The organism is Pedobacter superstes (assembly GCF_037622515.1).
Lineage (GTDB): Bacteria > Bacteroidota > Bacteroidia > Sphingobacteriales > Sphingobacteriaceae > Paradesertivirga > Paradesertivirga superstes.
The window spans coordinates 1,221,772-1,246,203 of sequence record NZ_JBBJCN010000001.1 but is presented as its reverse complement, the minus strand read 5'-3'; the positions used below and the strand labels follow the sequence as shown (position 1 = coordinate 1,246,203).

The window sequence follows — 24,432 nt, the reverse complement described above, 5'->3', positions numbered from 1 at the left end:
GTTCGCTTTAATTGATTAAATAATTATTCTGATGAAACCTGCATGAGCTTACCGCTCACAAACCGGTATGAATAAGCTCATGCAAGCTTCACAGCCACTAAAAAATAAATATATTCAGATGAAAACTATCGATAATTTAAACTTCTCCGGAAAGAAAGCACTTATTCGTGTTGACTTTAATGTGCCTCTTGATGAGAATTTCAATATAACCGACGATAATCGTATTCAGGGAGCTTTACCCACGATCACTAAAATATTAAAAGATGGCGGATCGGTAATTCTAATGTCGCATTTAGGCAGACCAAAGGATGGTCCTACTGATAAGTATTCGCTAAAGCATCTTGTAGGTCACCTGTCAAATGTACTTAATCGTGAAGTTCAATTCGCTGACGATTGTATCGGAGCTCAGGCTTCAGAGAAAGCGGCAGCTTTGAAGAGCGGCGAGGTTTTGTTGCTTGAAAATCTTCGCTTCTACAAAGAAGAGGAAAAAGGCGATAAGGCATTCGCTGAAAAATTAAGCAAGCTGGGAGACGTGTACGTAAATGATGCATTTGGCACAGCTCACAGAGCTCACGCATCAACAGCGGTTATCGCTCAGTTTTTTCCGGATGCTAAATATTTCGGCTATCTGATGGCGGGTGAACTGGCAAATGCTGAAAAAGTACTGAATAATCCGGAAAGACCTTTTACAGCAATTATGGGCGGTGCAAAAGTGTCTGATAAAATCCTTCTTATTGAGAAATTGCTTGATAAAGTGGATAACCTGCTTATCGGTGGGGGTATGGCCTATACTTTTGCTAAAGCTAAGGGAGGAAATATTGGAAATTCTTTAGTGGAAGCCGATAAATTAGACCTGGCTCTTGAACTTATTGAAAAAGCAAAAAGCAAAGGGGTTAACCTGGTTCTGCCAACCGATTCTGTAATTGCTGATGCATTTTCTCCGGATGCCAATACGGATGCTGCTAATAATGATAATATAAAAGATGGCTGGATGGGGTTGGATATTGGTCCTGCTGCCGTTAAGCAATACAAAGAAGTAGTAGCATCATCAAAAACCATTTTATGGAATGGTCCGATGGGTGTGTTTGAAATGCAAAAATTTGAAGCCGGAACGAAAGCTGTGGCTGAAGCGGTAGTTGAGGCAACAGAAAACGGTGCGTTTTCACTTATTGGGGGCGGAGATTCTGCAGCTGCCGTTGCAAAGTTTGGATTCGAAGAAAATGTAAGTTATGTTTCAACCGGCGGTGGTGCCTTGCTGGAATATATGGAAGGGAAAGAATTGCCTGGAGTTAAGGCGATTAACGAATAAATTTATTCTGATTCAGTAAAAAAAGAAGGCCCGTTCCAACAGAAACGGGCCTTCTTTTTTTACTGTTTTCCCGTCTGGGTGGGAAAAATAAACCTGTTGAAAACTTTTTGTGGTAATATGTGGTAAAAGGTGGGAAAAGTATTTACTTTTACTCTACATAAAAACCGTAAAACTGAATGTCTCACTTCTTGGGCGAATTTGAATGTAAACTAGATGCCAAGGGAAGGCTTATGCTTCCGGCTGGTTTGCGTAAGCAAATGCCTGAGGCTGAGCGGGAAGGTTTGGTGGTGAACCGGGGATTTGAGAAGCATTTGGTGATTTATACAAGGAAGGAGTGGGATACGATTGTGGAGGATTTGAGTAAGTTGAATCAGTACGAAAAGAAGACAAGGGAGTTTATACGATATTTCACAAGGGGGGCTACAGAGCTTTCGCTGGATGCTGCGGGAAGAATTTTGCTTCCCAAATCTTTATTGGAATATGCTGGAATGGGGGCCGATGTTGTGCTCGCTTCGCAGTTTAATAAAATTGAAGTATGGGCCAAAGATACTTATGATGCCCAATTAGACAATGAGCCTGATAATTTCTCGAACCTCGCTGAAGAGGTTATGGGGGGTTTAGGAAGGAGGTCTGATGTCTGAATATCATAATCCTGTAATGCTTGCCGAGTGTATGGAAGGTCTGGCGATCAAGCCTGACGGAGTGTATGTGGATGTAACCTTTGGGGGTGGCGGCCATTCAAAAGAGATATTAAAATTTTTAAGCGCCAAAGGGCGGCTTCTTGCATTCGATCAGGATGCTGACGCTAAGGCGAATATTCCCAACGATGATCGGTTAACCTTTATAGATCAGAACTTCCGCTTTTTGAAAAACAATTGCCGTCTGCACGCCGCAATTCCTGTGGATGGTGTTCTGGCCGATCTGGGTGTTTCATCGCATCAGTTCGATCGGCCAGAGCGGGGGTTTTCTACACGTTTTGATGCCGATCTGGATATGAGGATGGATCAATCCTCGTCCCTTACAGCAAAGGAAGTGGTTAATTTTTACTCCGAAGAAGATTTGCATCGAATTTTCGGCATCTACGGTGAAATTCAAAATGCAAAGTCTCTGGCAAAAACCATCGTTACTGCCAGGCTAAATCAACCTATTGAAACAATTTCCGGATTAAAGGAAGCTATTAATAAACTCATCCCGAAAGGGAAAGAGAATAAGTATCTGGCTCAGGTTTTTCAGGCTTTAAGGATAGAGGTGAACCAGGAGCTTGAAGCGCTCCAGGACTTTCTGTTGCAGGCGGCTGATGTGCTTGCTGTGGGCGGGCGTCTGGTGGTGATGTCTTATCATTCTCTTGAAGACAGGTTGGTAAAGAATTTTATTGCAAAAGGAAAGTTTAGAGGGGAAGTGGAAAAAGATTTTTTTGGAAATGTATTGAAGCCTCTGGAGGCGGTGACGCGTAAGGCGATAACTGCAACTGAGGAAGAGATCAAACAAAATAGCCGGGCGCGAAGTGCTAAACTTAGGGTAGCGGTAAAGTTGTAGTTCTGCAATCTGTCGGGTTATTAGTTATGCTGATTAACGGGGAGTATTTGAGCGGCAGCTTTTTGGTTTTTGAATTTTAACTTTTGAATTTAAGAAAGTGACTAATCGTTTTAGAGAGCAGATAGAGGAGGAAGAGGAAAAGGGGCCCGAGCCGGAGTTAAAAAAGGCCGAGCTACCTAAGAATTTTCTTACAACCTTTCTTACCGAAGGGGTTGTTTCTAAAGAGTCTGCCACTCAGATGATGCCATTTTTAATTTTTTTAGCCATGCTGGCAATGATTTATATCGCTAACCGGCATTTTGCAGAAAAAACTATAAGAGGGATTGATAAATTGAGTAAAGAGGTTAAGGAATTGAGCTGGGATTTTAAAACATTAAAAGCCGATTTGATGCTTAAAAGTACACAAACAGAGGTGGCAAAGCAGGTAGATACTTTGGGTTTAAAAGAGCAGGTTGAGCCTCCAAAAAAGATTATAATTAAGGTAGACGATAAATAAAATAAGTTTAGTTCCTCTCTTACTGAGGGGCAAAATGTAGCTATGAATATAAGAACTGACATATTGTTAAGGGTTTACATCGCTTTCGGGCTGATTGTATTGCTTGCTTTTGCGGTTCTCTTCAAGCTTTTCCATTTACAATTTACCGAGGGTAAAAAATGGAGGGCAATGGCAGATAGTTTGTCGACCAAATATGTAAACGTGGAAGCCGTGCGAGGAAATATTTATTCGGTAGACGGAAGCCTTTTGGCGACTTCAGTCCCTGAATATGAGTTGAGGATGGATATGCTGGCGGGTGGTATTGAAAAAGATGAGATATTTTTAAGTAAAGTAGATTCGCTTGCTGAAAAGCTGTCGACCTATTTTGGAGATAAAAGCAGACGTGAATATTCAAAAATGCTTCGTGAAGCAAGACGGGATAATGCCAGATATCAGTTGTTAAGGCGCAGGGTTTCTCATCAGGAGCTTTCGGTGGTGCGTAAGTTTCCCATTTTTAATATGGGTAGATATAAGGGAGGCCTAATCGTTGTTCAGCAGAACAAGCGAATTTTTCCTTTTAAAACTTTGGCGAAAAGAACCATCGGTTATAAAAATGAAAATGTAAAACCTGTGGGGCTTGAAGGGGCGTATAGTTCTTACATAGATGGAGAAAGTGGCAGAAGGTTAATGCAACGTATTGCCGGTGGCACATGGATTCCTATAAATAAAGATATAGAAATTGCTCCAAAAGAGGGAGCAGATATAATTTCCACTATCGATATTAATATGCAGGACGTGGCGCAGAGCGCATTACGTAAACAACTGATTAAAAGCGACGCAGATCACGGATGTGTAATTTTGATGGAGGTTGGAACCGGAGAGATCAGGGCGATTGCAAACTTTACGAAAGTGGCTCCTTCCGAATACAAGGAAACGTTTAATTATGCTATTGCAGGTAATCAGGATCCTGGTTCGACTTTTAAAGTAGCCTCCTATATGGCTCTCCTTGAGGATGAGAAGGTGGATACCAACACACTAGTTGGAACCGGAACCTATAAAATACGGGGGCACCTGATTAAAGATTCTCATGGAAGTATTGGTGTTGTTACTGTTAAAAAGGCATTTGAGGAATCTTCAAACGCAGCGATTGCACAATTAGTTAATACAGCGTATAAAGAAAATCAGTCAAAATTTACGGATCATTTGTATAGATGGGGCCTTAACGAGAAAATGGAGCTCCAGATTCCGGGAGAGGCCACTCCGGTGATTAAAAATCCTGAAAATCGTAGCTGGAACAAAAATATGACTCTGCCACAAATGGCATACGGGTATGAAATGCAGCTTACTCCTTTGAAAATGCTTTCGTTTTACAATGCTATAGCAAACAACGGTAAATATGTTTCGCCAATTTTTGTAAGAGAAATCAGAAGGTTGGGAAGTACTGTCGAGCAGTTTAAAGCCCGGGTTATTAACGAGAAAATTTGTTCGGATGAAACTTTGAGTAAAATACAAGCTATGCTTGAAGGAGTAATTACTGAGGGAACAGGTAAAGGAATAATTCATAATCCGTTCTATAAAGTTGCTGGTAAAACAGGTACTGCCCAGGTTGCTGATGGAAATAGAGGATATAGGGCAAAAAAACAATACCAGGCATCTTTTTGCGGGTATTTCCCCGCAGATCATCCGAAATATTCTTTAATCGTGGTGATCAATGATCCTAAAAACGGATACTATGGTGCGCAGGTGGCTGGTCCCCCTTTTCGGGAAATAGCGGATAAGGTTTTTGCCAATGACATTGAAATGTACAGTCCGGTAGAATCGGCTAAATTAGTAGGTAATACTAAAATGCCGGTTTCAAAAGGAGGTTATAAAAAATCGACACAGCAGGTATATAAGTCTTTGGGAATTAAAGCCTTGTTTGCTGCAAACAGCGAATTTGTAAATGTTGTTGATACCAACAATGGTATCGCAATTAAAGAAGTGAAGTTCAATTCCAGGCAAGTTCCTGACGTTTCGGGAATGGGATTGAAAGACGCGGTTTTTTTGTTAAGTAATGCAGGTTTGAAGCCTGTAGTTAAAGGGAGCGGCAGGGTGGTAAATCAATCACTGCAGGCAGGAGGCAGAGTTGTAAAGGGGTATCCAATTACAATTGAACTTGAATGATGAAGAATTTAAAGGAACTATTAATTGGAGTATCGGTTCTGAGTCAAAAAGGCTCTGCTGAGATAGGTGTGCAGTCTGTTTGCTTTGATTCACGTCAGATTAAATCCGGATCTTTGTTTGTTGCTGTAAGCGGAACTCATACAGATGGCCATATTTTTATTGATAAGGCAATAGGTTTAGGTGCAAGTTCTGTGGTTTGTGAAGAATTTCCTGAACATATCGTAGCGGATGTAACCTATATTCAAACCAAAGACTCGGCCCAGGCTTTAGGTTTAATTGCTTCAAATTTTTATGATAATCCCTCAAAAAATTTGAAGCTTGTTGGTATAACTGGAACCAATGGAAAAACTACTGTAGCTACTTTATTGTATCAGTTATTTGAGGAACTGGGATATAAAACAGGCCTCATTTCTACGGTTCAGAATCATATTCATACTACTATTGTTCCATCAACCCATACCACTCCGGACCCCATCGCTTTAAATAAGTTGCTTGCGGATATGGTCGATATGGGATGTGACTATTGCTTTATGGAAGTAAGTTCTCATGCTGTTGCTCAGCACAGGATAGAGGGGCTGGAATTTACTGGTGGTGTATTTACCAATTTAACCCACGATCATTTAGACTTTCATAAAACATTCGATGCCTATTTAAAGGCCAAAAAAGGCTTTTTTGACGGACTCAATAAATCTGCCTTTGCCCTGGTGAATGTTGATGATAAGAATGGTAAGGTGATGCTCCAAAATACAGCAGCACATAAAAAGACGTATGCACTTAAAACTGCAGCTGACTTTAAAGCAAAGATTGTTGAAAATCAGTTCAGCGGATTGTTGCTAAACATAGATTCTGCAGAGGTTTGGTTTAAAATGGTTGGAAGCTTCAATGCATATAACCTTTTGGCTGTTTATGGTACCGCGATACTTCTTGAGCAGGATACTTTAAAAGTACTAACGGTTTTAAGTCGCTTGCAGGGTGCGGAGGGGCGTTTCGATTACATCACATCGCCAAACGGAATAATTGGAGTAATTGATTATGCACATACTCCTGATGCTGTACAAAATGTATTGAGCACTATTCAAAATATCCGGAAGGGGACAGAACAAGTTATTACTGTGCTGGGGTGTGGCGGCGACAGGGATAAATCCAAGCGTCCTGTTATGGCCCAGGTAGCCTGCGATTGGAGTGATAAAGTTATTTTGACATCTGATAATCCCCGTACTGAAGAGCCTGAGCAAATTCTTAGGGATATGGATGCCGGAGTGATGCCTAACAACCGGAGAAAGGCTTTAACAATTGTTGACAGAAAAGAAGCTATACGTACTGCCTGTCATTTGGCCAGACCCGGGGATATAATTGTTGTGGCGGGAAAGGGGCATGAAAAATACCAGGAGATTAAAGGAGTAAAATATCCTTTTGACGATAAAAAAATATTGACGGAATTATTAAATCAGCTTAGCTAATGCTATATTATTTATTCACTTGGTTAGACAGAGAATTTGACATCCCCGGAGCGGGGGTGTTCCAGTATATCTCTTTTCGTACAGCCATGTCGGTTATAATCTCTCTGTTGGTTACTACGATCTATGGTAATACACTGATAAAAGTTCTCCGTGCAAAACAAGTAGGAGAAACTGTCAGGAATCTAGGTTTAGAGGGGCAGATGCAAAAGCAGGGAACTCCTACCATGGGAGGTTTAATAATTCTTCTGGGTATTTTAGTTCCAACTTTATTATTAGCTCAACTTGATAATGTGTACATCATATTGATGCTTATTACTACAGTTTGGCTGGGCGTTATTGGTTTTGTTGACGATTATATTAAAGTATTTAAAAAAGACAAAGAAGGCCTGGCCGGAAAGTTTAAAATCCTGGGTCAGGTGATTTTAGCGCTGATTGTTGGATGGACAATGTATTTTCATCCAAATATTGTTGTTCGTCAGCAGGTTAAACTTCCAACCACTAATGTCGCACCATTGGAAGTTCACCAAAAGGGAGATCAGTATTATTTTACGCAAAACTTAAAGTCAACTAAAACAAACATTCCCTTCTATAAAAACAATGAGTTTGATTATGCCAAAGTGCTTAAGTTTCTGGGCGAGGGTTATGAGAAATATGCACTTGTTGTATTCCTGCTTTTTGTAATAGTTATTATTACCGCTGTATCAAATGGAGCCAACATCACCGATGGGATAGACGGGCTTGCAACTGGGACCTCAGCAATTATAGCGGCTACACTAGCAATTCTGGCCTATGTTTCAGGTAATACCATTATGGCCGAATATCTGAATATTATTTATATTCCAAATTCGAGTGAACTGGTGATTTTTGCCGGAGCTTTTTTAGGTGCCTGCGTAGGCTTTCTCTGGTACAATTCTTATCCAGCGCAAGTATTTATGGGCGATACCGGAAGTTTGGCTATAGGTGGAATTATAGCGGTTTTTTCTATAATGATCCGCAAAGAGCTGCTGATCCCTATTTTATGCGGAGTGTTTCTGGTGGAAAATATATCGGTTATTATGCAGGTCTCTTACTTTAAATACACCAAAAGAAAATTTGGAGAAGGTCGACGGATTTTTCTGATGTCGCCCCTGCATCATCATTACCAGAAAAGAGGTTATCACGAATCTAAAATTGTCACCCGGTTCTGGATCATCGGGATATTCCTGGCAATCTTAACTATTGTCACTCTAAAGCTTCGATAATGGAAGAGAAGAAATACATAGTGATTTTAGGCGCAGGCGAAAGCGGAACAGGTGCTGCACTTCTGGCCAGGAAGCAGGGCTTCGAGGTTTTTGTTTCTGATTCAGGGGAAATACCCGAGATTTTTAAGCACGAACTGGATGATTTGAAAATTCCTTACGAAGAAGGAATGCATACCGAAGAGATTATTTTAAGAGCAGGAGAAATCATAAAAAGTCCGGGTATTCCTGAGAAAGCCCCGATTATAAAGGCAATTAGGTCTAAGGGGATATCGGTAATTTCAGAAATTGAATTTGCGGACAGATATTCAGATGCTAAAACTATTTGTATTACCGGATCAAATGGCAAGTCAACTACTACCATGCTCAGCTACCACATTCTTAAGAATGCTGGTCTGAACGTTGGTGTAGCCGGAAATATAGGTAAGAGCTTTGCCCGCCAGGTAGCTGCTGAAACATTTGATTGGTACGTGCTGGAGATAAGTAGTTTTATGCTGGATGATATGAGCGGATTTAAGGCCGATATTGCAGTCCTCTTAAATATTACGCCTGATCATCTTGACAGGTACGACTATAAAATGGAGAATTATGCCGACTCCAAGTTTCGCATTCTTCAAAATCAAACTGAAAATGATGTTTTTATTTACTGTGCAGATGATGCTGAAATAGTAAAGGGCTTAGAACGCCATAAAGTTTATGCCAGGTCTTATCCTTTTTCAATTCAGAAAGAGGTAAGCAATGGCGCTTATTTAAAAGACAACGAACTAATTATAAACCTGAATAATAATCAACCTACATTCACTATGTCGATCACAGAACTTGCCTTACAGGGCAAACACAATATCTATAACTCCATGGCCTCAGGTATTTTGGCTAAAGTACTTGAACTTCGTAACGATACCATCCGTGAAAGTATGGGAAGTTATAAGAATATCGAGCACCGTCTGGAGCATGCAGGGAAAATTTCGGGCATTGATTTTATAAATGATTCTAAAGCAACCAATATTAATTCAACCTGGTATGCCCTTGAAAGTATGACCACAGATGTTGTACTTATTCTGGGAGGAGTTGATAAAGGAAACGATTATAGCATGTTGCGCGACCTGGTGAGAAGCAAGGTGAAGGCGATTGTGTGTCTTGGTAAAGACAATAAAAGAATCCATGACGCTTTTGAAGATGATGTGGATGTAATTGTAAATACATTTTCGGCATCAGAAGCGGTGCAGATAGCCTATCATTTAGCAACTAAAGGTGATACTGTTTTACTTTCTCCGGCATGCGCCAGTTTTGATTTGTTCCGAAATTATGAAGATCGGGGGAACCAGTTTAAAGCAGCAATAAGGGAACTTTAAATAATGGGCAAATGACAAGGATGTGCAGATGTGCAAATGACGGGGATGTGCAGATGAAGTCGGGTAGTTTTTGACTTTTAATTTTTGACTTTAAAAAGAATGTTCAACGCTATACTAAATAAAACTAAAGGCGACCGCTGGATCTGGCTGATTGTAATTTTACTCTCAGTATGGTCTCTGCTTGCAGTTTATAGTGCTACCGGAACTCTTGCGTACAAGCGAGGGGTTGGAGCCGAAAGTATATTGATGAAGCATTTGATTTTTATAGTTGGCGGTATTGCCCTAATGTATTTTTCGCATTTGCTCGATTACCGTTATTATGCAGGCATTTCTAAATTGTTAATGGTTATAACCATACCTCTTCTGTTTTATACATTGATTTTTGGAAATACCATTAATGATGCCAGCAGGTGGGTAACCATTCCCTTTACTACCCAGACTTTCCAAACATCTGACATGGCTAAGCTGGCTTTAATTACTTTTTTGGCGAGAATGCTTACACGTAAGCAGGAAAATATAAAGGATGTAAAAAAGGCTTTCCTTCCTATTATGGGTTCAGTTTGCGCAGTATTCATTTTAATTGCTCTTGCAAACCTTTCAACCGCTTTAATGCTGTTTGGAGTTAGTATTTTACTGCTCATCATCGGCCGGATCAGTATAAAGCAAATCTCGATTGTTTGTTTGGCTGGTTTAATATTATTGGCGGGGGTGGTTTTTCTTGGACCCAGAAGAGAAACATATAAATCACGTATTAACGTTTTCTTGCACCCGGAACAGGCAAATTCGGATAAGTCATTTCAGGCTAACCAGGCAAAAATTGCAATCGCTACCGGGGGTATAATTGGAAAAGGACCGGGAAATAGTACTCAAAGAAACTTTCTGCCTCATCCATATTCCGACTTTGTATATGCTTTAATTATTGAAGAATACGGTTTATTCGGAGGTGTGGTACTGGTGATAATTTATCTGGTCTTTTTGTATCGATGTATTTTGATTGTAACAGCAAGCCCCAAAGCATTTGGTGCATTGCTTGCCGCTGGATTAAGTTTTAGTTTGACCATTCAGGCATTTGCAAATATGGCTGTAGCAGTAGGACTGGGCCCGGTTACCGGGGTTCCGCTTCCATTAGTTAGTATGGGAGGAACATCCATGCTATTTACAAGCATTGCCTTTGGAATTATTTTAAGTGTTAGCAGAGACGTAGAAGAAAAGAAACGCGAGAAAGACGGTTTGGGTAATAATGAAGAGAAAGTAATAGTAGGCGAAATTTAAAGGAGAATGATAGAAGGACTGAATGATAGAAGGATTGAATGATAGAATGAAGGAATAACCATAATCACTCATTCACTCATTTATTCACTCACTCATTCATTAAATAGAAAACATGTCAATAAAAGTAATCATAAGCGGAGGAGGAACGGGAGGACATATATTTCCTGCTGTTTCGATAGCTAATGCATTAAAACGCATAGACCCTGCTATTGAAGTGCTTTTTGTGGGCGCTAATGGCAGAATGGAAATGGAGAAAGTTCCAGCTGCCGGTTACAAAATAATAGGATTAGATATTCAGGGTTTTCAGCGCAAAGCCTTATGGAAGAATATACTGTTGCCTTTGAAAATCTTAAAAAGTTTATGGAAGGCCCGGTCGGTAATTAAATCTTTCAGGCCCGATGTGGTAGTTGGAGTCGGTGGCTATGCTTCCGGACCCTTGCTGTACGCTGCCGGGCAGATGAATGTTCCTTACTTGATCCAGGAACAAAACTCCTATGCCGGAGTCACTAATAAGAAGTTAGGCGCCAAAGCGCAAAAAATATGTGTTGCCTTTGAAGGAATGGATAAGTTCTTTCCGGCTGATAAATTAATGTTAACTGGAAATCCTATAAGACGGGAGTCGGTTAGTATTGCGGGTAAACGGGAACAAGGGTTGGCATCATTTGGTTTATCTGCCACAAAGAAGACAATGCTCGTTATAGGGGGGAGTTTAGGCGCCGGAACTTTAAATAAAAGCATGCTGGCAGGCCTTGATAAACTGATATCTGCTGATGTTCAGTTAATCTGGCAAACTGGAAAGTATTATTATACCTCAATCATGGAGCAGGTTGGGGAGAAAATACATTCAAGTATTCGAATAACCGAATTTTTAAATAGTATGGACCTTGCTTATGCTGCGGCAGATGTAATAGTTTCCAGGGCCGGGGCAGGAACTATCGCCGAATTATGTGTAATAGGCAAACCAGTTATCATGGTGCCTTCACCAAACGTAGCAGAGGATCATCAGACGAAAAACGCTGCTGCATTAGTTAAAAACAACGCGGCAATTTTAATTGCCGATATGAATGCCGAGCGGGGACTCGTAGATGCAGCATTAAGCCTTTTAGAAAACGATCAAAAATTAATTGATTTAGGAAATAACATCAGCAGGATGGCTTTGCCTGATGCTGATGAAATAATAGCAAAAGAAGTTTTAAAAATAGCCGGAAAGGAGAAAGGCCTAAGGTAAGGCGATAAGGTTTAAGGCTTGCATAATCCCTTTCACCTTTGAGCTTTCAGCTTTAACCTCAACAATTATGGAATTATCTAACATCAAAAAAGTATACTTAGTAGGGATCGGAGGAATCGGCATGAGCGGCCTGGCACGTTATTTCCATAAAAGGGGATGCGATGTGGCCGGCTATGATCGAACTCAGACCGATTTAACAAATACACTTGCTGATGAAGGTATCCGTATAACTTATTCAGATGAAGCCGTTGAAATTCCGGCTGATTTTTGTGTAAACACCGAAGCTGTTCTGGTTATTTTTACACCTGCAATCCCTAAAGATTCTGAGATATTAAATTACTTCAAAAACGAAGGCTTTGATTTGAAAAAGCGGTCGCAGGTTCTGGGTATTATCAGCAAAGAGATGTTTACTATCGCCGTAGCCGGCACACATGGTAAAACTACCACTTCAAGTATGGTGGCTCATATTCTTAAGCATACAGGATACGATTGCACAGCCTTTCTTGGCGGGATCGCCTCCAATTATAATACCAATATATTGTTTGGCGACAATAATGTAATGGTAGTTGAGGCGGATGAGTACGATCGCTCTTTCCTGACCTTGCACCCCGATATTGCAATAATTACTTCTATGGATGCAGACCATTTAGATATTTATGGTAATGATGCGTCTGTTAAGGAGTCATTTAAGCTCTTTGCATCGCAACTAAAGAATGGGGGCACGTTAATTCATAAGAGAGGTCTTGAACTTGAAGGCGGGGTGACATATTCAGCTAAAGGCAACGCAGACGTATTTGCAGAGAATGTATTTATTAAAAAAGGGACTTTCTTTTTTGATTTCAATTCAAGTGATGTAAAAATTAAAAACATTGAGCTTGGTCTTCCTGGATTACATAACGTGGAAAACGCTGTAGGTGCAATACAGGCTGGTCTTTTATTAGGTATCAATCCCGATAAAATTAAAGTCGCCTTAAAAGAATTTACAGGAGTTAAACGCCGGTTCGAGTATATCTTAAAGAGCGACAAAACTATATTTATCGATGATTATGCTCATCATCCGGAAGAGCTGAGAGCATGCATAACAGCGGTGAAATCTTTATATCCTGACAAGAAACTAACCGTGCTGTTTCAGCCTCATCTTTTTACACGTACCCGCGATTTTGCTGACGGATTCGCTGAAGTGCTTGGAATGGCTGATGAGCTTTTACTTCTGAATATTTATCCTGCAAGGGAATTGCCAATTGAAGGCGTCAGTTCGGAAATTATTTTAAAGAAGATGACTTCCTCGTCTGCACAGATTTGCGGAATGGATGAGGCCATTGAAATTATTAAGAAGGACAAACCTGAATTATTATTGACCGTAGGTGCGGGTGATATTGATACTCTGGTTCAGCCATTAAAAAATATACTTGCTAATGCTTAAAAAAATAAATTGGAAAGCGGTATTATACGGATTTCTCTGGCTGATAAGCCTGGGGGGCCTGGTAACGCTTATGAGTTTTATTGAAATTAAGAAAAGCGAGATTAAATGTGTTAATGTAAACGTAATTATCCCCGAGGTAAATAGTTTTATCGAACGGGCCGACATTGACGAAATGCTGTCAAAGAACCCGGGATCTTTGCTTGGATTTAGTTTGCATAAAATAGACATACATTATATCGAGAATTCACTGAAAGCGAATCCTTATATCGAAGAAGCAAAAGTTTTTGCTGACATGAACGGTATTATAAATATTAAGATTCGTCAGCGGGAGCCCGTTTTAAGGATTCTGAACTTAACCAGCCAGGATTTTTACATTGATGAAAAAGGGTTGAAAATGCCGACATCTTCCAATTTTACAGCGCACGTGCTGGTTGCTAACGGATACATTTTGGAACCATTTGGTAATAGGGTAGATACGCTGCGGACAAACCTGGCCAGAGATCTTTATAAAACAGCTCTTTACATTGAGGGTGATACCTTATGGCGGGAACAGATAGAGCAATTGTATGTCAATCAGAAAAGTGAAATAGAAATGGTTCCGCGTGTCGGAAATCATAAAATTATACTGGGTAATGCCGATTCACTGAAAATCAAGATGGGAAACCTTTTGGCTTTTTATAAAACGGCGCTTCCGGCAGTAGGTTGGGACACTTATAAAACTATAAATATTAAATATACAAATCAGGTTGTTTGCGTAAAGAATGTAATTGACAGCACTTTAATTGTACCAGTTACCAGGCTTTTGCAAAAAATTAACCATGATGCTCTTAACAATATTCAGGATACAGTAAAATACTAACACGTTAAATATGGAAAAAGATACTTCTACATTATCAAAAGGGTCACCCATTGTTGTAGGCTTAGATATAGGCACTACAAAGATCTGCGTGATTGTTGGCCGCAGAAATGGTCAGCGTAAAATAGAAATATTAGGGATAGGGAAAGCCGAATCGGCTGGTGTGACGCGTGGTGTTGTATCAAATATTCAGAAAACAGTTCAGGGAATTCTGGCTGCTGTTGATGAAGCGAGTTCCCAATCTAATGTCGATGTTAAAATTGTTAACGTGGGCATAGCAGGGCAGCATATAAAAAGTCTCCAGCATCGTGGGATTTTAACCCGGAAAGACTTAAATAATGAGATCCAGCGTAAGGATATTGACAAGCTTATTGAAGATATGTACAAGCTGGTTATGCCTCCTGGAGAAGAGATTATCCATGTCCTTCCTCAGGAATTTACTGTAGATAATGAGCCTGGTATCAAAGATCCGATCGGTATGGCGGGAGTACGTCTTGAAGCAAATTTCCATATTATTTCAGGTCATGTTAGTGCTGTTAAAAATATCCTTAAATGTGTAGGAAATGCAAACTTGGAAACTCAGGAATTGATTCTTGAGCCTTTGGCATCCTCAGAATCTGTTTTAAGCGACGAAGAGAAAGAGGCAGGAGTAGTGCTGGTAGATATAGGTGGTGGAACCACTGATCTGGCAATTTTTCATGAAGGAATTATTCGTCATACAGCTGTTATCCCATTTGGCGGAAATAGTGTTACTGAAGACATTCGCGAAGGTTGTTCCGTAATGCGGAACCAGGCAGAATTACTAAAAACCCGTTTCGGTTCTGCGCTGGCTGATGAAAATAAAGAGAACGAAATAATTTGCGTTCCGGGATTACGCGGCAGGGAGCCGAAAGAAATTTCAGTTAAAAATCTGGCCTATGTTATCCAGGCAAGAATGGAAGAAATTATCGAACATATTTATTATGAGATAAAGTCTTCCGGATATGAAAAGAAGCTTATTGCAGGGATCGTAATTACAGGTGGCGGCGCACAGCTTAAACATTTGTCGCAATTGGTAGAATACGTTACAGGTCTTGATTGCCGTATCGGTTACCCGAACGAACATCTGGCCAAAAATGAAGTCCTGCCTAAAAATGTATACGACGATTTAAAAAGTCCGATGTATGCGACTGGTATAGGCCTATTGATAAAAGGAATTCATAAAGGGGAGGAGTTGATGGAGGCCGTTAAGCAGCCTGGTGTTCTCGCGCAGAAGCCTTTAGTGGAAAAAAGTAAAAAATCGTTTGGCTTGTTTGATAAATTGCTTCAGACAGGGGCCAAGTTTATTAAGGATGATATCAAAGACGAAGATTATATAAAGTAGTTTTCAACAATTGGCGAGTTTTCCACATAATTAACAATTGTGGAAAACGTCTGTTGAAAAATATTTAATATTACAAGAAGGAATAGTTAATTAATTCAAAATCTACTAAACTGATTAATAGCGATATGCAGTTTGAAATGTTAAAAGAAAAGTCATCGATTATCAAAGTAATTGGTGTTGGTGGTGGCGGTGGAAATGCTGTTAACCACATGTACAGGCAGGGAATAACAGGAGTGGATTTCATTATCTGTAATACTGATGCACAAGCATTAGAATTGAGCCCTATTCCTAATAAGGTTCAATTAGGCGCAAGTCTTACAGAAGGAATGGGAGCCGGTTCGATACCTGAAGTAGGAAAGAATTCCGCTATAGAAAATATTGAAGATATCAAGCGAATGTTAGGCAGCAACACGAAAATGTTGTTCATTACAGCCGGCATGGGTGGTGGTACGGGTACAGGCGCTAGTCCGATAATTGCCAAAGCCGCAAAAGAGCTGGATATTTTAACTGTTGGAATTATTACCACTCCATTTTCTTTTGAAGGAAAACGCAGAAAAATGCAAGCGGAAGATGGTTTGGAAGAGTTTAAAAAATATGTAGACTCTTACCTGGTCATCTCTAACGATCGCTTACGTGAGATTTTCGGAAACTTAACTTTAAGCGCGGCGTTTGCCCAGGCGGATAATATCTTAACCACAGCAGCTAAGGGAATAGCCGAAATTATTACAATTCCGGGTTACATAAACGTTGACTTTAAGGATGTGCGCACTGTTATGAATAGCAGTGGTGTAGCTATCATGGGGAGTTATTCTGCTGAAGGTGAAAATCGTGCTCACAGAGCTGTTGAAGGTGCATTGGCTTCTCCATTATTGAAAGACAATGAGATAGAAGGTGCGCGTTATATTCTTTTAAATATCAGTTCCGGTTCGAAAGAGGTTTCTATGGATGAGGTTAGTATTATTACTGACTATATTCAACAGGAAGCCGGACTTGCAGCTGATTTAATTTGGGGTAATTGCGTTGATGAAGAACTTGGAGAGAAATTGTCTGTCACTATAATTGCAACAGGATTTCAAACTCAGGAAGAACGTGCGGTTGAAAAAAGCCAGGTTCGTAAAGTTTCTTTACTGACACCTGAAAATGCACCAATGGTGACTCCGGTAAATGCAGTGAACTCTTTCATTCCTCCCCAGGAGCCTGAATTGAAAGAACAGGAAATGGTAATGAAATCTGCTGAGGTTCAACCCGACTTATTTGCAGGATTCTTCAATCAGAAGGAAAAAGCCAATGAGGAGATAAGATCTACAGAAACACAATATATTCGTCATACTTTACAGGAAGAAGAACCTGAAGTATCCGAGGAGCCAAGGTTTGAGTTTGGTTTTAAGGTAGAAGAGTCGGAGTTTCATTTTAATGAACCTGTAGTTGAAGCGAGCAAGCCAGCAGAAGAAATCAGGCTTCCTGAGCCTGAACCTCAGGCATATAATCCTGATGAGCATAAAACCGATGAATCTATAGAAGAGCAGTTACGTAAATCAAGAGAACGCATCTTGCGTCTGAAAGATCTGAGTATGAAGCTTCGTACAGCTAACGGTTTACAGGAACTTGAAAATGAGCCTGCATACAAACGCAAACAAATGGCCTTGCAACAAGTGCCTCATTCATCAGAATCACAGGTATCCCGTTTCACGCTTTCAAACGAAGAGGGGATAACAGAAATCAGACCCAATAATTCATTTCTCCATGATAATGTAGATTAGGAATTTTTAATAGATTTTAGCCTTTATCAGAAAATGATAAGGGCTTTTTTTTTGCCCGGATACAAATCATATATCTGGTTGCTTTTATCTCCTATATTGACCGAATAACATATTATGGGATATAATTTTGAATTGTCGCATTCAAATTGCTAATAAGCTATTAAAAGGCTAAATTCGCTGCTTTATTTTAAATCACTAAAAACACAATAAATTGGATTTATTTGATAAAATATCTAAAAATATGGGGCCGTTGGGCCAGCACCAGAAAATGGCGCATGGCTATTTTGCTTTTCCAAAATTGGAAGGTGAAATTGCTCCTCATATGAAATTCCGTGGGAAAGATCATTTGGTGTGGAGTTTAAACAATTATCTTGGTTTAGCAAATCATCCGGAAGTTCGTGAAGCTGATGCGCAGGCGGCAGCAGAATTTGGCCTGGCTTATCCAATGGGTGCGCGCATGATGTCGGGTAATTCAAATCATCATGAAGCTTTAGAAAAGGAACTTGCCGAGTTTACGGGTTTTCAGGATGCCTTTTTATTGAATTTCGGGTATCAGGGTATGGTGTCAATAATCGATACCATGGTAGACAGGAACGATGTGATTGTATATGACGGTGAATCTCATGCCTGTATTATTGATGGAGTGAGATTGCACATGGGTAAACGCTATGTGTACCAGCACAACGACATCGAAAGCTGCAGGAAGCAATTGGAGAGAGCGAGCAAGTTAGTCGAACAAACTGGAGGAGGGATTCTTGTAATTACCGAAGGCGTGTTTGGAATGTCGGGTGCGCAGGGAAAACTAAAAGAAATTGTAGATTTAAAAAAAGACTTTAAGTTTCGATTGCTGATAGACGATGCGCATGGATTTGGTACAATGGGTAATACCGGTGCCGGAACACACGAAGCACAGGATTGCATTGAGGGAATTGATATTTATTTTGGAACCTTTGCAAAATCCATGGCGGGTATTGGAGCTTTTGTTGCATCTACAGAAGAAATAACTAATTACCTGCGTTATAATATGCGTTCGCAGACATTTGCAAAAGCTTTGCCTATGCCGATGGTTGTTGGTTTACGGAAACGTTTGGAGCTGCTAAAAACCAAGCCCGAGTTACGTGAGAAATTATGGGATATCGCCCGTACTCTGCAGAATGGTTTACGCGAACGAGGTTTTAACCTGGGGCTTACCAATACTATGGTAACACCGGTATTTTTGAAAGGCGAATTGCCGGAGGCTACAGCAATTACAATGGATCTCCGTGAGAATTATGGAATCTTTTGCTCGATTGTGGTTTATCCTGTTATTCCTAAAGGTTTAATGGAGCTTCGGATTATCCCTACTGCTATGCACACGCACGAAGATGTTCATCGTACTTTAGAGGCGTTTACAGAAGTTGGTGAGAGATTGCAAAAGGGCTTTTACAAAGATAAAAACGGGCTTTCTTAACGATTCGGTAATCTGCATCGTAGCTGAAATGTTGCTATAATATAAATTATGTCATTTTAGTTAAGTTTGGCTGAATATCTGTTAGGAATGTTGAAAATGTGGATAAAAACACTCAAAAAGGCGTTTTTTATTTTTCAAATAGTTTTTTTTTATGGAAAAACCCTTTACATTCGCTTATAGCTTATAAAAAAATATTAACTCATTAAAACTAAACTTATTTAACAATGGCAAAATTCGAAAGATTTACCGAACTGAAAGACTTGATCACTGGCCTCGAAGGTGATGCAGACAAATTCTATAACAAAGGAAACAGCGCTGCTGGAACTCGTGTTAGAAAAGGCTTACAAGACATAAAAAATCTTGCTCAAGCTATCCGTTTAGAGATTCAAGAATCTAAAAATACTGCTAAGTAATTGTTCTTTTATAGAAGTAAAAACCCCGGCTGTTTTACAACCGGGGTTTTTTTATTTAAGTTTTTCCAGTTCCTGCTTTATCGTTGCAGATAAGCTTTGGCCGACATTTACAAGAGGCAGCCTTAACGTGTCTCCGCATATGCCAAGATGCTTGAGTGCATCTTTAACTCCTCCCGGATTTCCTTCCAGAAATAAGGAGTTCGTGAACTCCAGAATTTTATAATGCAAAACTTGCGCCTCCTTAAATTTCCCCTCAAGGCACAAGCCGATCATTTTAGAAAAAATCGCAGGAATTGCGTTTGCTACAACAGAAATTATTCCAACAGCCCCCATAGAAATTAAAGGTAAAGAAACTCCGTCGTCGCCCGATATGAATAGAAAATCTTCAGGTTTATCTCTTAAGATTTTATTGAACTGGTCGAAATTACCGGCCGCTTCTTTAACCCCGATAAAATTCTTAAAGTCATGAGCGAGTCTGAGTGTTGTTTCGGCCGTCATATTGCTTCCTGTTCGGGCAGGTACATTATATAAAATTACAGGAAGAGGTGTTGCTTCTGCGATTGCTTTATAATGCTGGTAAATCCCTTCCTGAGTAGGTCTGTTATAATAAGGACTTACAGAAAGAATAGCGTCGTATCCGGCGCTATCAAAGTCTTCCAGCGCTTGAATTACTTCTGATGTACTGTTTCCTCCAATTCCGGCAACCAAAGGCACCCGCCCTGCTACTGTTTCTTTGGTAAATTCCCAAACAGACTTCTTCTCTTCCTTACTTAGCGTTGATGCTTCACCTGTTGTACCCAATGATACCAGGTATTGTACACCGCCATCAAGCTGAAAATTGATTAATCTTTTTAGCCCTTCTAAATCTACTGAACCGTCTGTGTTGAACGGAGTAACCATAGCTACACCTGTTCCATGAAATTTATTCATTCTGTTTTTTGTATTGGAGGTTTATAAAGAGCTTTTAATGTATTTAAATTAAGCTTTTTAATGAAACCAAATAGCCTGCTAATTTATGATGGATTTATGAATTTACACGACTGAATTTTCAGATTACTCGATTATTAGTAAAAGAAGCTCCTCATCTGATATTATGGGGATATTTAACTTCTGGGCTTTCTCCAATTTGGATGGCCCCATATTCTCTCCGGCGACTAAATAATTCAGTTTTGATGAAATGCTGCTTAGTATTTTCCCTCCATTTGACTGGATTATTTCTGTAAGTTCATCCCTGCTGTACTTTTCAAAAACTCCGGAAATAATGAATGTCTTTCCGCTTAGTTTATTGCTGGCTAAGCTTATTTCCTTTTCTTCAGTTTTAAATTGCAGTCCGGCAGCCTTTAATTTTTCAAGTTGGTCCAGATGCCTCGGATCTTTAAAATAATCTATCAGGCTTTCCGCTATCCTGCTTCCGATTTCTTCTACAGAAAGCAGCTCCTCATATGAAGCACTCATTAAACTGTCAAGGTTTTTGAAATGTTTCGCAATCTTTCTTGCCACGGTTTCACCTACATAGCGAATTCCTAATCCAAATAATACTTTGTCAAAAGGCATTTGCTTTGACCTTTCAATGCCTTCCAGCATGTTACTGATCGACTTTTCCCCAAAACGATCCATATGTCGCAGTTCATCGATTTTCTCATGCAGGATATACAGGTCGCTGATATGTTCTAATAATCCCTTTCTATATAGTGTCTCAATGGTTTCGTGGCCCAGGCCGTCAATATTCATCGCTTTGCGGCTTATAAAATGCTGCATCTTACCCACTATTTGAGGAGGGCAATTTTCATCATTGGGGCAATAATGTACGGCTTCCCCTTCTTTTCGAATCAAATCACTTCCACATTCAGGACAAGTCTTTATATATTCAACCTTTTCGGCATTCCCGGCTCTTTTAATCGTATTGACAGAGATTATTTTAGGGATAATCTCTCCGCCTTTTTCAACCAATACGGTATCTCCCTGATGCAAATCAAGCCTTGAAATTTCGTTCGCATTGTGCAGGGTGGCGCGTTTCACAGTGGTGCCAGCCAATAAAACTGGTTTTAAATTTGCCACCGGAGTTACAGCACCGGTTCTCCCTACCTGATAACTTACACTTTCTAATATCGTTTCAACTTCTTCAGCTTTGTATTTGTATGAAATCGCCCAGCGTGGTGATTTTGCGGTAAAACCCAATTCCTGTTGTTGGGTATAGTTGTTTACTTTAATTACAATTCCATCAATATCATAGCTTAAGCCAAATCGTTTTTCCTGCCAGTAGTGAATGAAATCCAAAACTTCATCAATATTTTTGACAAGTTTATTATGCTCACAAATATGAAAACCCCATTGACTAACTGTTTGCAGGCTTTCCCAATGCGTGTTAAAAAGTTTTTTATCGGTGTATAGAAAATATAAGAAGCAGTCGAGCGGACGTTTGGCAACTTCCCCGGAATCCTGTAATTTAACAGTTCCCGATGCGAAATTTCTTGGGTTGGCATACGGTACCTCGCCTTTTTCCATGCGCTCATGGTTTAATCGCTCAAAAGCTGCACGGTGCATAAATACCTCGCCGCGAATATCAAAACTTTCCGGGTAACCAGAACCTTTGAGGGTCTTTGGTATGCGTTGTATTGTTTTGATGTTTGTAGTTACATCATCTCCCTTGGTGCCATCTCCCCGCGTCACCGCCCGTAAAAGTTTTCCGTTTTCGTAAGTGAGATTTATTGATAATCCATCAAATTTGAGTTCACATACATAGTTAAAGTCGTTGCCTATGGCTTTGCGGATGCGCTCATCGAAATCTCTAAGATCCTGTTCATTATAGGTGTTACCCAAAGAGAGCATTGGCCACTTATGCCTTACAGTCTCAAATTTTTTGGTAATATCGCCGCCTACAAGCTGGGTTGGAGAGTTTTCGTCCTGAAATTCGGGGTATTGCTTTTCCAGCGCCTCAAGCTCTTTCAGCTTGATATCGAATTCGAAATCAGTAATGGTAGGCTGAGCTAATACGTAATAATTATAATTGTGCTGATTTAACTCTTTAACCAGCGCATCCATCTGTTCTTTAATTTCAAAAAGCGACATGGAACGAAGATAAGATTTTTGCCATTTAACTTCTGCAGGGTTGCCATTCCTGATGAAATATTTATCTTGCCAAATAAACTTAAAATCATGTTAAAACACTCTTTTAGAATTCAGCTCATCGTTTTATTAAGCAGTATTATATTCTTAGCTGGCTGCGCCTCCAGAAAATCTTCTTCTTCATGGTTTAAGCAAGGCCAGTGGTATAATGGCTTAAATTTAATGCCATACAGCGATATAAATAAAGTCGAATTTGAAACCCAGTACAAAAAGAATAAAGCACGTTGGGATAAAGCTTTTGCCTATTTAAAAGATACGGATTTGGAGAAACTAGCTCCGGGTAAATATCCTATTGAAGGAGACAGCGTTTTTGTTTCAGTAACCGAAGGTCCGGACAAGCCCTATGAGCAAACTAACTGGGAATCTCATCGTAAAATGATAGATGTTCAATACATCGTTAGAGGAAAAGAAAGAATGGGGGTAGCAGACCTTTCAAAAGCTACGGTTACTAAACCATATGACCCCGCCAGGGATGTGGCGAATTATATCGCTGCTGGTAAATTCTATGTTGCCGAACCTGGAACCATGTACATATTTTTTCCAACGGATGTTCACCGTCCAAGCATTAAAGTTGATGGATATGATGTTGTGAAAAAGGTAGTGATTAAGGTTAGATATACAGAGTAAACTATTTCAAAAAAACTAGGTTGTTGACAGACTTTCTGTTAATAATTTCTCGATATCATTGAAGATTTCCAGGTATTTATCCTGTAATATTTCCTGATAATCGATTAATACAGAAGTCAGTTGAAGTTTTTGAGTCTCATTAAAGGGGTGGTCCCAGATCCGCATACAAATTCTGTTAATAGCATAGACCAGTTTATGTGGTGCGCTATAAGTATTTAAATACTTTGCGTCAATAAATTCACTCAGAAAATTGAAAAAGATCTGTTTTTCGAGTAGATTATTAATTTGAAAGAAACTGGATAAAGCCTCTTTATTGGTATTCTCAAGATGCGAATAAAAGCTGGAGGTATTCAAGAGGTTTTCATTTAGCAGAAGGCTGTCGAGCATTAACTCAAGGGCTATATGGGCTACAAAAAAAGAACGGGCGGGTGAGGTTATTAGAAAAGGTTCTATTGCCGTTCGGATTTTGTGGGTATGTTCAATAAAGAATTCTGAAGAATGAAAATATTTATCTACCAGAATATGACGCTTCCATCCGGTGTAAATATTTTTGAGGTCAGTGTTAATATAAAACTCTTCATGCTTTTCAGGACGAATATTCCACTCTTTTCTCGCATTCTTTAACAAATCAGGTAATACTATTCCCATCACCTGTTGGGGGTCTGAGGTGAATCTGTCAAAATAGAAATGCGATAAAAAATTCATAAGCCTCCTGAATTATTCCATTATCAAGAGAATAATGTGTGGGATACAATATACGGAATTAGATTAAATTTTGAATGATGGCATGTTGAAGAAGCACAATTGTTTTTACATCATAAATTTTGCCGGCCAATACCAGTTCTCTCGCTTCAGCTGCGGGAATCTCGATTAACCGGATATCTTCCCCTTCCTCTGCTTTTCCCCCTCCTTCACTTACTTTCATTTCCGGAGAGTACTTCCCTGTAAAAAAATAAACATATTCCGTTACCGATGCAGGTGTCATAAATCCTTCAGCAATCTTTCTGATCTCAGAGATTCTGTATCCTGTTTCTTCTTCAACTTCTCTTATAATTGCATGTTCGGGTAACTCCCCCTGGTCAAGAATTCCTGCACATGCTTCTACCAGAAGATCTTTTTTGCCTATCAAATGAACAGGCAGGCGGAACTGTTTAGTTAATAAAACCGTTTTTCGTTCAGGGTCGAATAAAAGAATCGCGGCGCTATCCGGCCGGAAATATACTTCGCGCTCCTGGGTTTCGGTTTTTCCGTCTTTGGTTTTTTGTAACCTGATCAGTTCCAACCGGTAAATCTTATCAGAGAGTATATCATTTTGTATGATTTCAATTTCTGGCATAGTAAAACAACATCCCTGTCTAAAGGCAGTTTTTAATTTCTCAAT

The 24,432-nt window shown here is 39.8% G+C and carries 21 protein-coding genes; 17 read left to right on the top strand and 4 right to left on the bottom strand.

What is annotated here, in order from left to right; all coding sequences use genetic code 11:
- Positions 1 to 118: 118 nt before the first annotated feature.
- The 16 genes from WG906_RS05190 to WG906_RS05115 all read left to right on the top strand — a co-directional run bounded on the left by WG906_RS05190 (position 119) and on the right by WG906_RS05115 (position 19,298).
- Positions 119 to 1,309, top strand: coding sequence for a phosphoglycerate kinase (locus tag WG906_RS05190; protein WP_339991460.1), 1,191 nt, complete (start codon positions 119 to 121; stop codon positions 1,307 to 1,309).
- Positions 1,310 to 1,485: 176 nt separating this feature from the next.
- Positions 1,486 to 1,950: a division/cell wall cluster transcriptional repressor MraZ gene (gene mraZ, locus WG906_RS05185; RefSeq protein ID WP_339991459.1), complete on the top strand. Its 465-nt coding sequence runs from the start codon at positions 1,486 to 1,488 to the stop codon at positions 1,948 to 1,950.
- Entirely contained in the window at positions 1,943 to 2,845 is a 903-nt protein-coding gene (rsmH, locus tag WG906_RS05180; RefSeq protein WP_431844451.1) for a 16S rRNA (cytosine(1402)-N(4))-methyltransferase RsmH, read from the top strand. Before mraZ ends, rsmH begins: the two co-directional genes overlap by 8 nt.
- Before the next feature lie 97 nt (positions 2,846 to 2,942).
- The gene (locus tag WG906_RS05175; RefSeq protein WP_339991458.1) at positions 2,943 to 3,341 is read left to right on the top strand and encodes an FtsL-like putative cell division protein; all 399 of its coding nucleotides are present in this window, start codon (positions 2,943 to 2,945) and stop codon (positions 3,339 to 3,341) included.
- 42 nt (positions 3,342 to 3,383) lie between these two features.
- Entirely contained in the window at positions 3,384 to 5,483 is a 2,100-nt protein-coding gene (locus WG906_RS05170) for a penicillin-binding protein (protein ID WP_339991457.1), read from the top strand.
- Complete coding sequence (locus WG906_RS05165) at positions 5,483 to 6,943, top strand: UDP-N-acetylmuramoyl-L-alanyl-D-glutamate--2,6-diaminopimelate ligase (RefSeq protein WP_339991520.1); 1,461 nt, start codon at positions 5,483 to 5,485, stop codon at positions 6,941 to 6,943. The genes WG906_RS05170 and WG906_RS05165 overlap by 1 nt, the downstream gene beginning before the upstream one ends.
- Entirely contained in the window at positions 6,943 to 8,184 is a 1,242-nt protein-coding gene (gene mraY / locus WG906_RS05160; RefSeq protein WP_339991456.1) for a phospho-N-acetylmuramoyl-pentapeptide-transferase, read from the top strand. Before WG906_RS05165 ends, mraY begins: the two co-directional genes overlap by 1 nt.
- The gene (murD, locus tag WG906_RS05155) at positions 8,184 to 9,533 is read left to right on the top strand and encodes a UDP-N-acetylmuramoyl-L-alanine--D-glutamate ligase (RefSeq protein ID WP_339991455.1); all 1,350 of its coding nucleotides are present in this window, start codon (positions 8,184 to 8,186) and stop codon (positions 9,531 to 9,533) included. The genes mraY and murD overlap by 1 nt, the downstream gene beginning before the upstream one ends.
- A gap of 99 nt (positions 9,534 to 9,632) precedes the next feature.
- Positions 9,633 to 10,805, top strand: a complete 1,173-nt coding sequence (locus tag WG906_RS05150; protein WP_339991454.1) for an FtsW/RodA/SpoVE family cell cycle protein — start codon at positions 9,633 to 9,635, stop codon at positions 10,803 to 10,805.
- Positions 10,806 to 10,917: 112 nt separating this feature from the next.
- Positions 10,918 to 12,033: an undecaprenyldiphospho-muramoylpentapeptide beta-N-acetylglucosaminyltransferase gene (gene murG, locus WG906_RS05145; protein ID WP_339991453.1), complete on the top strand. Its 1,116-nt coding sequence runs from the start codon at positions 10,918 to 10,920 to the stop codon at positions 12,031 to 12,033.
- A 67-nt stretch (positions 12,034 to 12,100) separates the two neighbouring features.
- On the top strand, positions 12,101 to 13,456 hold the full coding sequence (gene murC, locus WG906_RS05140) for a UDP-N-acetylmuramate--L-alanine ligase (RefSeq protein WP_339991452.1): 1,356 nt from the start codon (positions 12,101 to 12,103) through the stop codon (positions 13,454 to 13,456).
- Entirely contained in the window at positions 13,449 to 14,315 is an 867-nt protein-coding gene (locus WG906_RS05135) for a cell division protein FtsQ/DivIB (protein WP_339991451.1), read from the top strand. Before murC ends, WG906_RS05135 begins: the two co-directional genes overlap by 8 nt.
- Positions 14,316 to 14,325: 10 nt before the next feature.
- The gene (ftsA, locus tag WG906_RS05130) at positions 14,326 to 15,675 is read left to right on the top strand and encodes a cell division protein FtsA (protein WP_339991450.1); all 1,350 of its coding nucleotides are present in this window, start codon (positions 14,326 to 14,328) and stop codon (positions 15,673 to 15,675) included.
- A gap of 125 nt (positions 15,676 to 15,800) precedes the next feature.
- Positions 15,801 to 17,435 carry a cell division protein FtsZ gene (gene ftsZ / locus WG906_RS05125; protein WP_339991449.1) on the top strand — a complete coding sequence of 545 codons (1,635 nt, stop codon included), beginning with the start codon at positions 15,801 to 15,803 and terminating at the stop codon, positions 17,433 to 17,435.
- 211 nt (positions 17,436 to 17,646) lie between these two features.
- The gene (locus tag WG906_RS05120; protein WP_339991448.1) at positions 17,647 to 18,885 is read left to right on the top strand and encodes an aminotransferase class I/II-fold pyridoxal phosphate-dependent enzyme; all 1,239 of its coding nucleotides are present in this window, start codon (positions 17,647 to 17,649) and stop codon (positions 18,883 to 18,885) included.
- 224 nt (positions 18,886 to 19,109) lie between these two features.
- Positions 19,110 to 19,298 carry a histone H1 gene (locus WG906_RS05115; RefSeq protein WP_339991447.1) on the top strand — a complete coding sequence of 63 codons (189 nt, stop codon included), beginning with the start codon at positions 19,110 to 19,112 and terminating at the stop codon, positions 19,296 to 19,298.
- 51 nt (positions 19,299 to 19,349) lie between these two features.
- Here WG906_RS05115 and dapA read toward each other — a convergent pair whose 3' ends face one another.
- On the bottom strand, positions 19,350 to 20,228 hold the full coding sequence (gene dapA, locus WG906_RS05110) for a 4-hydroxy-tetrahydrodipicolinate synthase (RefSeq protein ID WP_339991446.1): 879 nt from the start codon (positions 20,226 to 20,228) through the stop codon (positions 19,350 to 19,352).
- Positions 20,229 to 20,351: 123 nt separating this feature from the next.
- Entirely contained in the window at positions 20,352 to 22,367 is a 2,016-nt protein-coding gene (ligA, locus tag WG906_RS05105) for an NAD-dependent DNA ligase LigA (protein WP_339991445.1), read from the bottom strand.
- Positions 22,368 to 22,454: 87 nt separating this feature from the next.
- Here ligA and WG906_RS05100 point away from each other — a divergent pair, with 87 nt between their 5' ends.
- The gene (locus tag WG906_RS05100) at positions 22,455 to 23,051 is read left to right on the top strand and encodes a NanQ anomerase/TabA/YiaL family protein (RefSeq protein ID WP_339991444.1); all 597 of its coding nucleotides are present in this window, start codon (positions 22,455 to 22,457) and stop codon (positions 23,049 to 23,051) included.
- Positions 23,052 to 23,066: 15 nt separating this feature from the next.
- Here the strand turns inward: WG906_RS05100 and WG906_RS05095 are convergent, their stop codons facing one another.
- Together WG906_RS05095 and WG906_RS05090 are read right to left on the bottom strand one after the other, a co-directional pair.
- A complete protein-coding gene (locus WG906_RS05095; protein ID WP_339991443.1) occupies positions 23,067 to 23,756 on the bottom strand; it encodes a hypothetical protein in 690 nt (229 codons plus the stop codon).
- Between the two features lie 58 nt (positions 23,757 to 23,814).
- Positions 23,815 to 24,387: an NUDIX domain-containing protein gene (locus tag WG906_RS05090; protein WP_339991442.1), complete on the bottom strand. Its 573-nt coding sequence runs from the start codon at positions 24,385 to 24,387 to the stop codon at positions 23,815 to 23,817.
- Between the last annotated feature and the right edge of the window lie 45 nt (positions 24,388 to 24,432).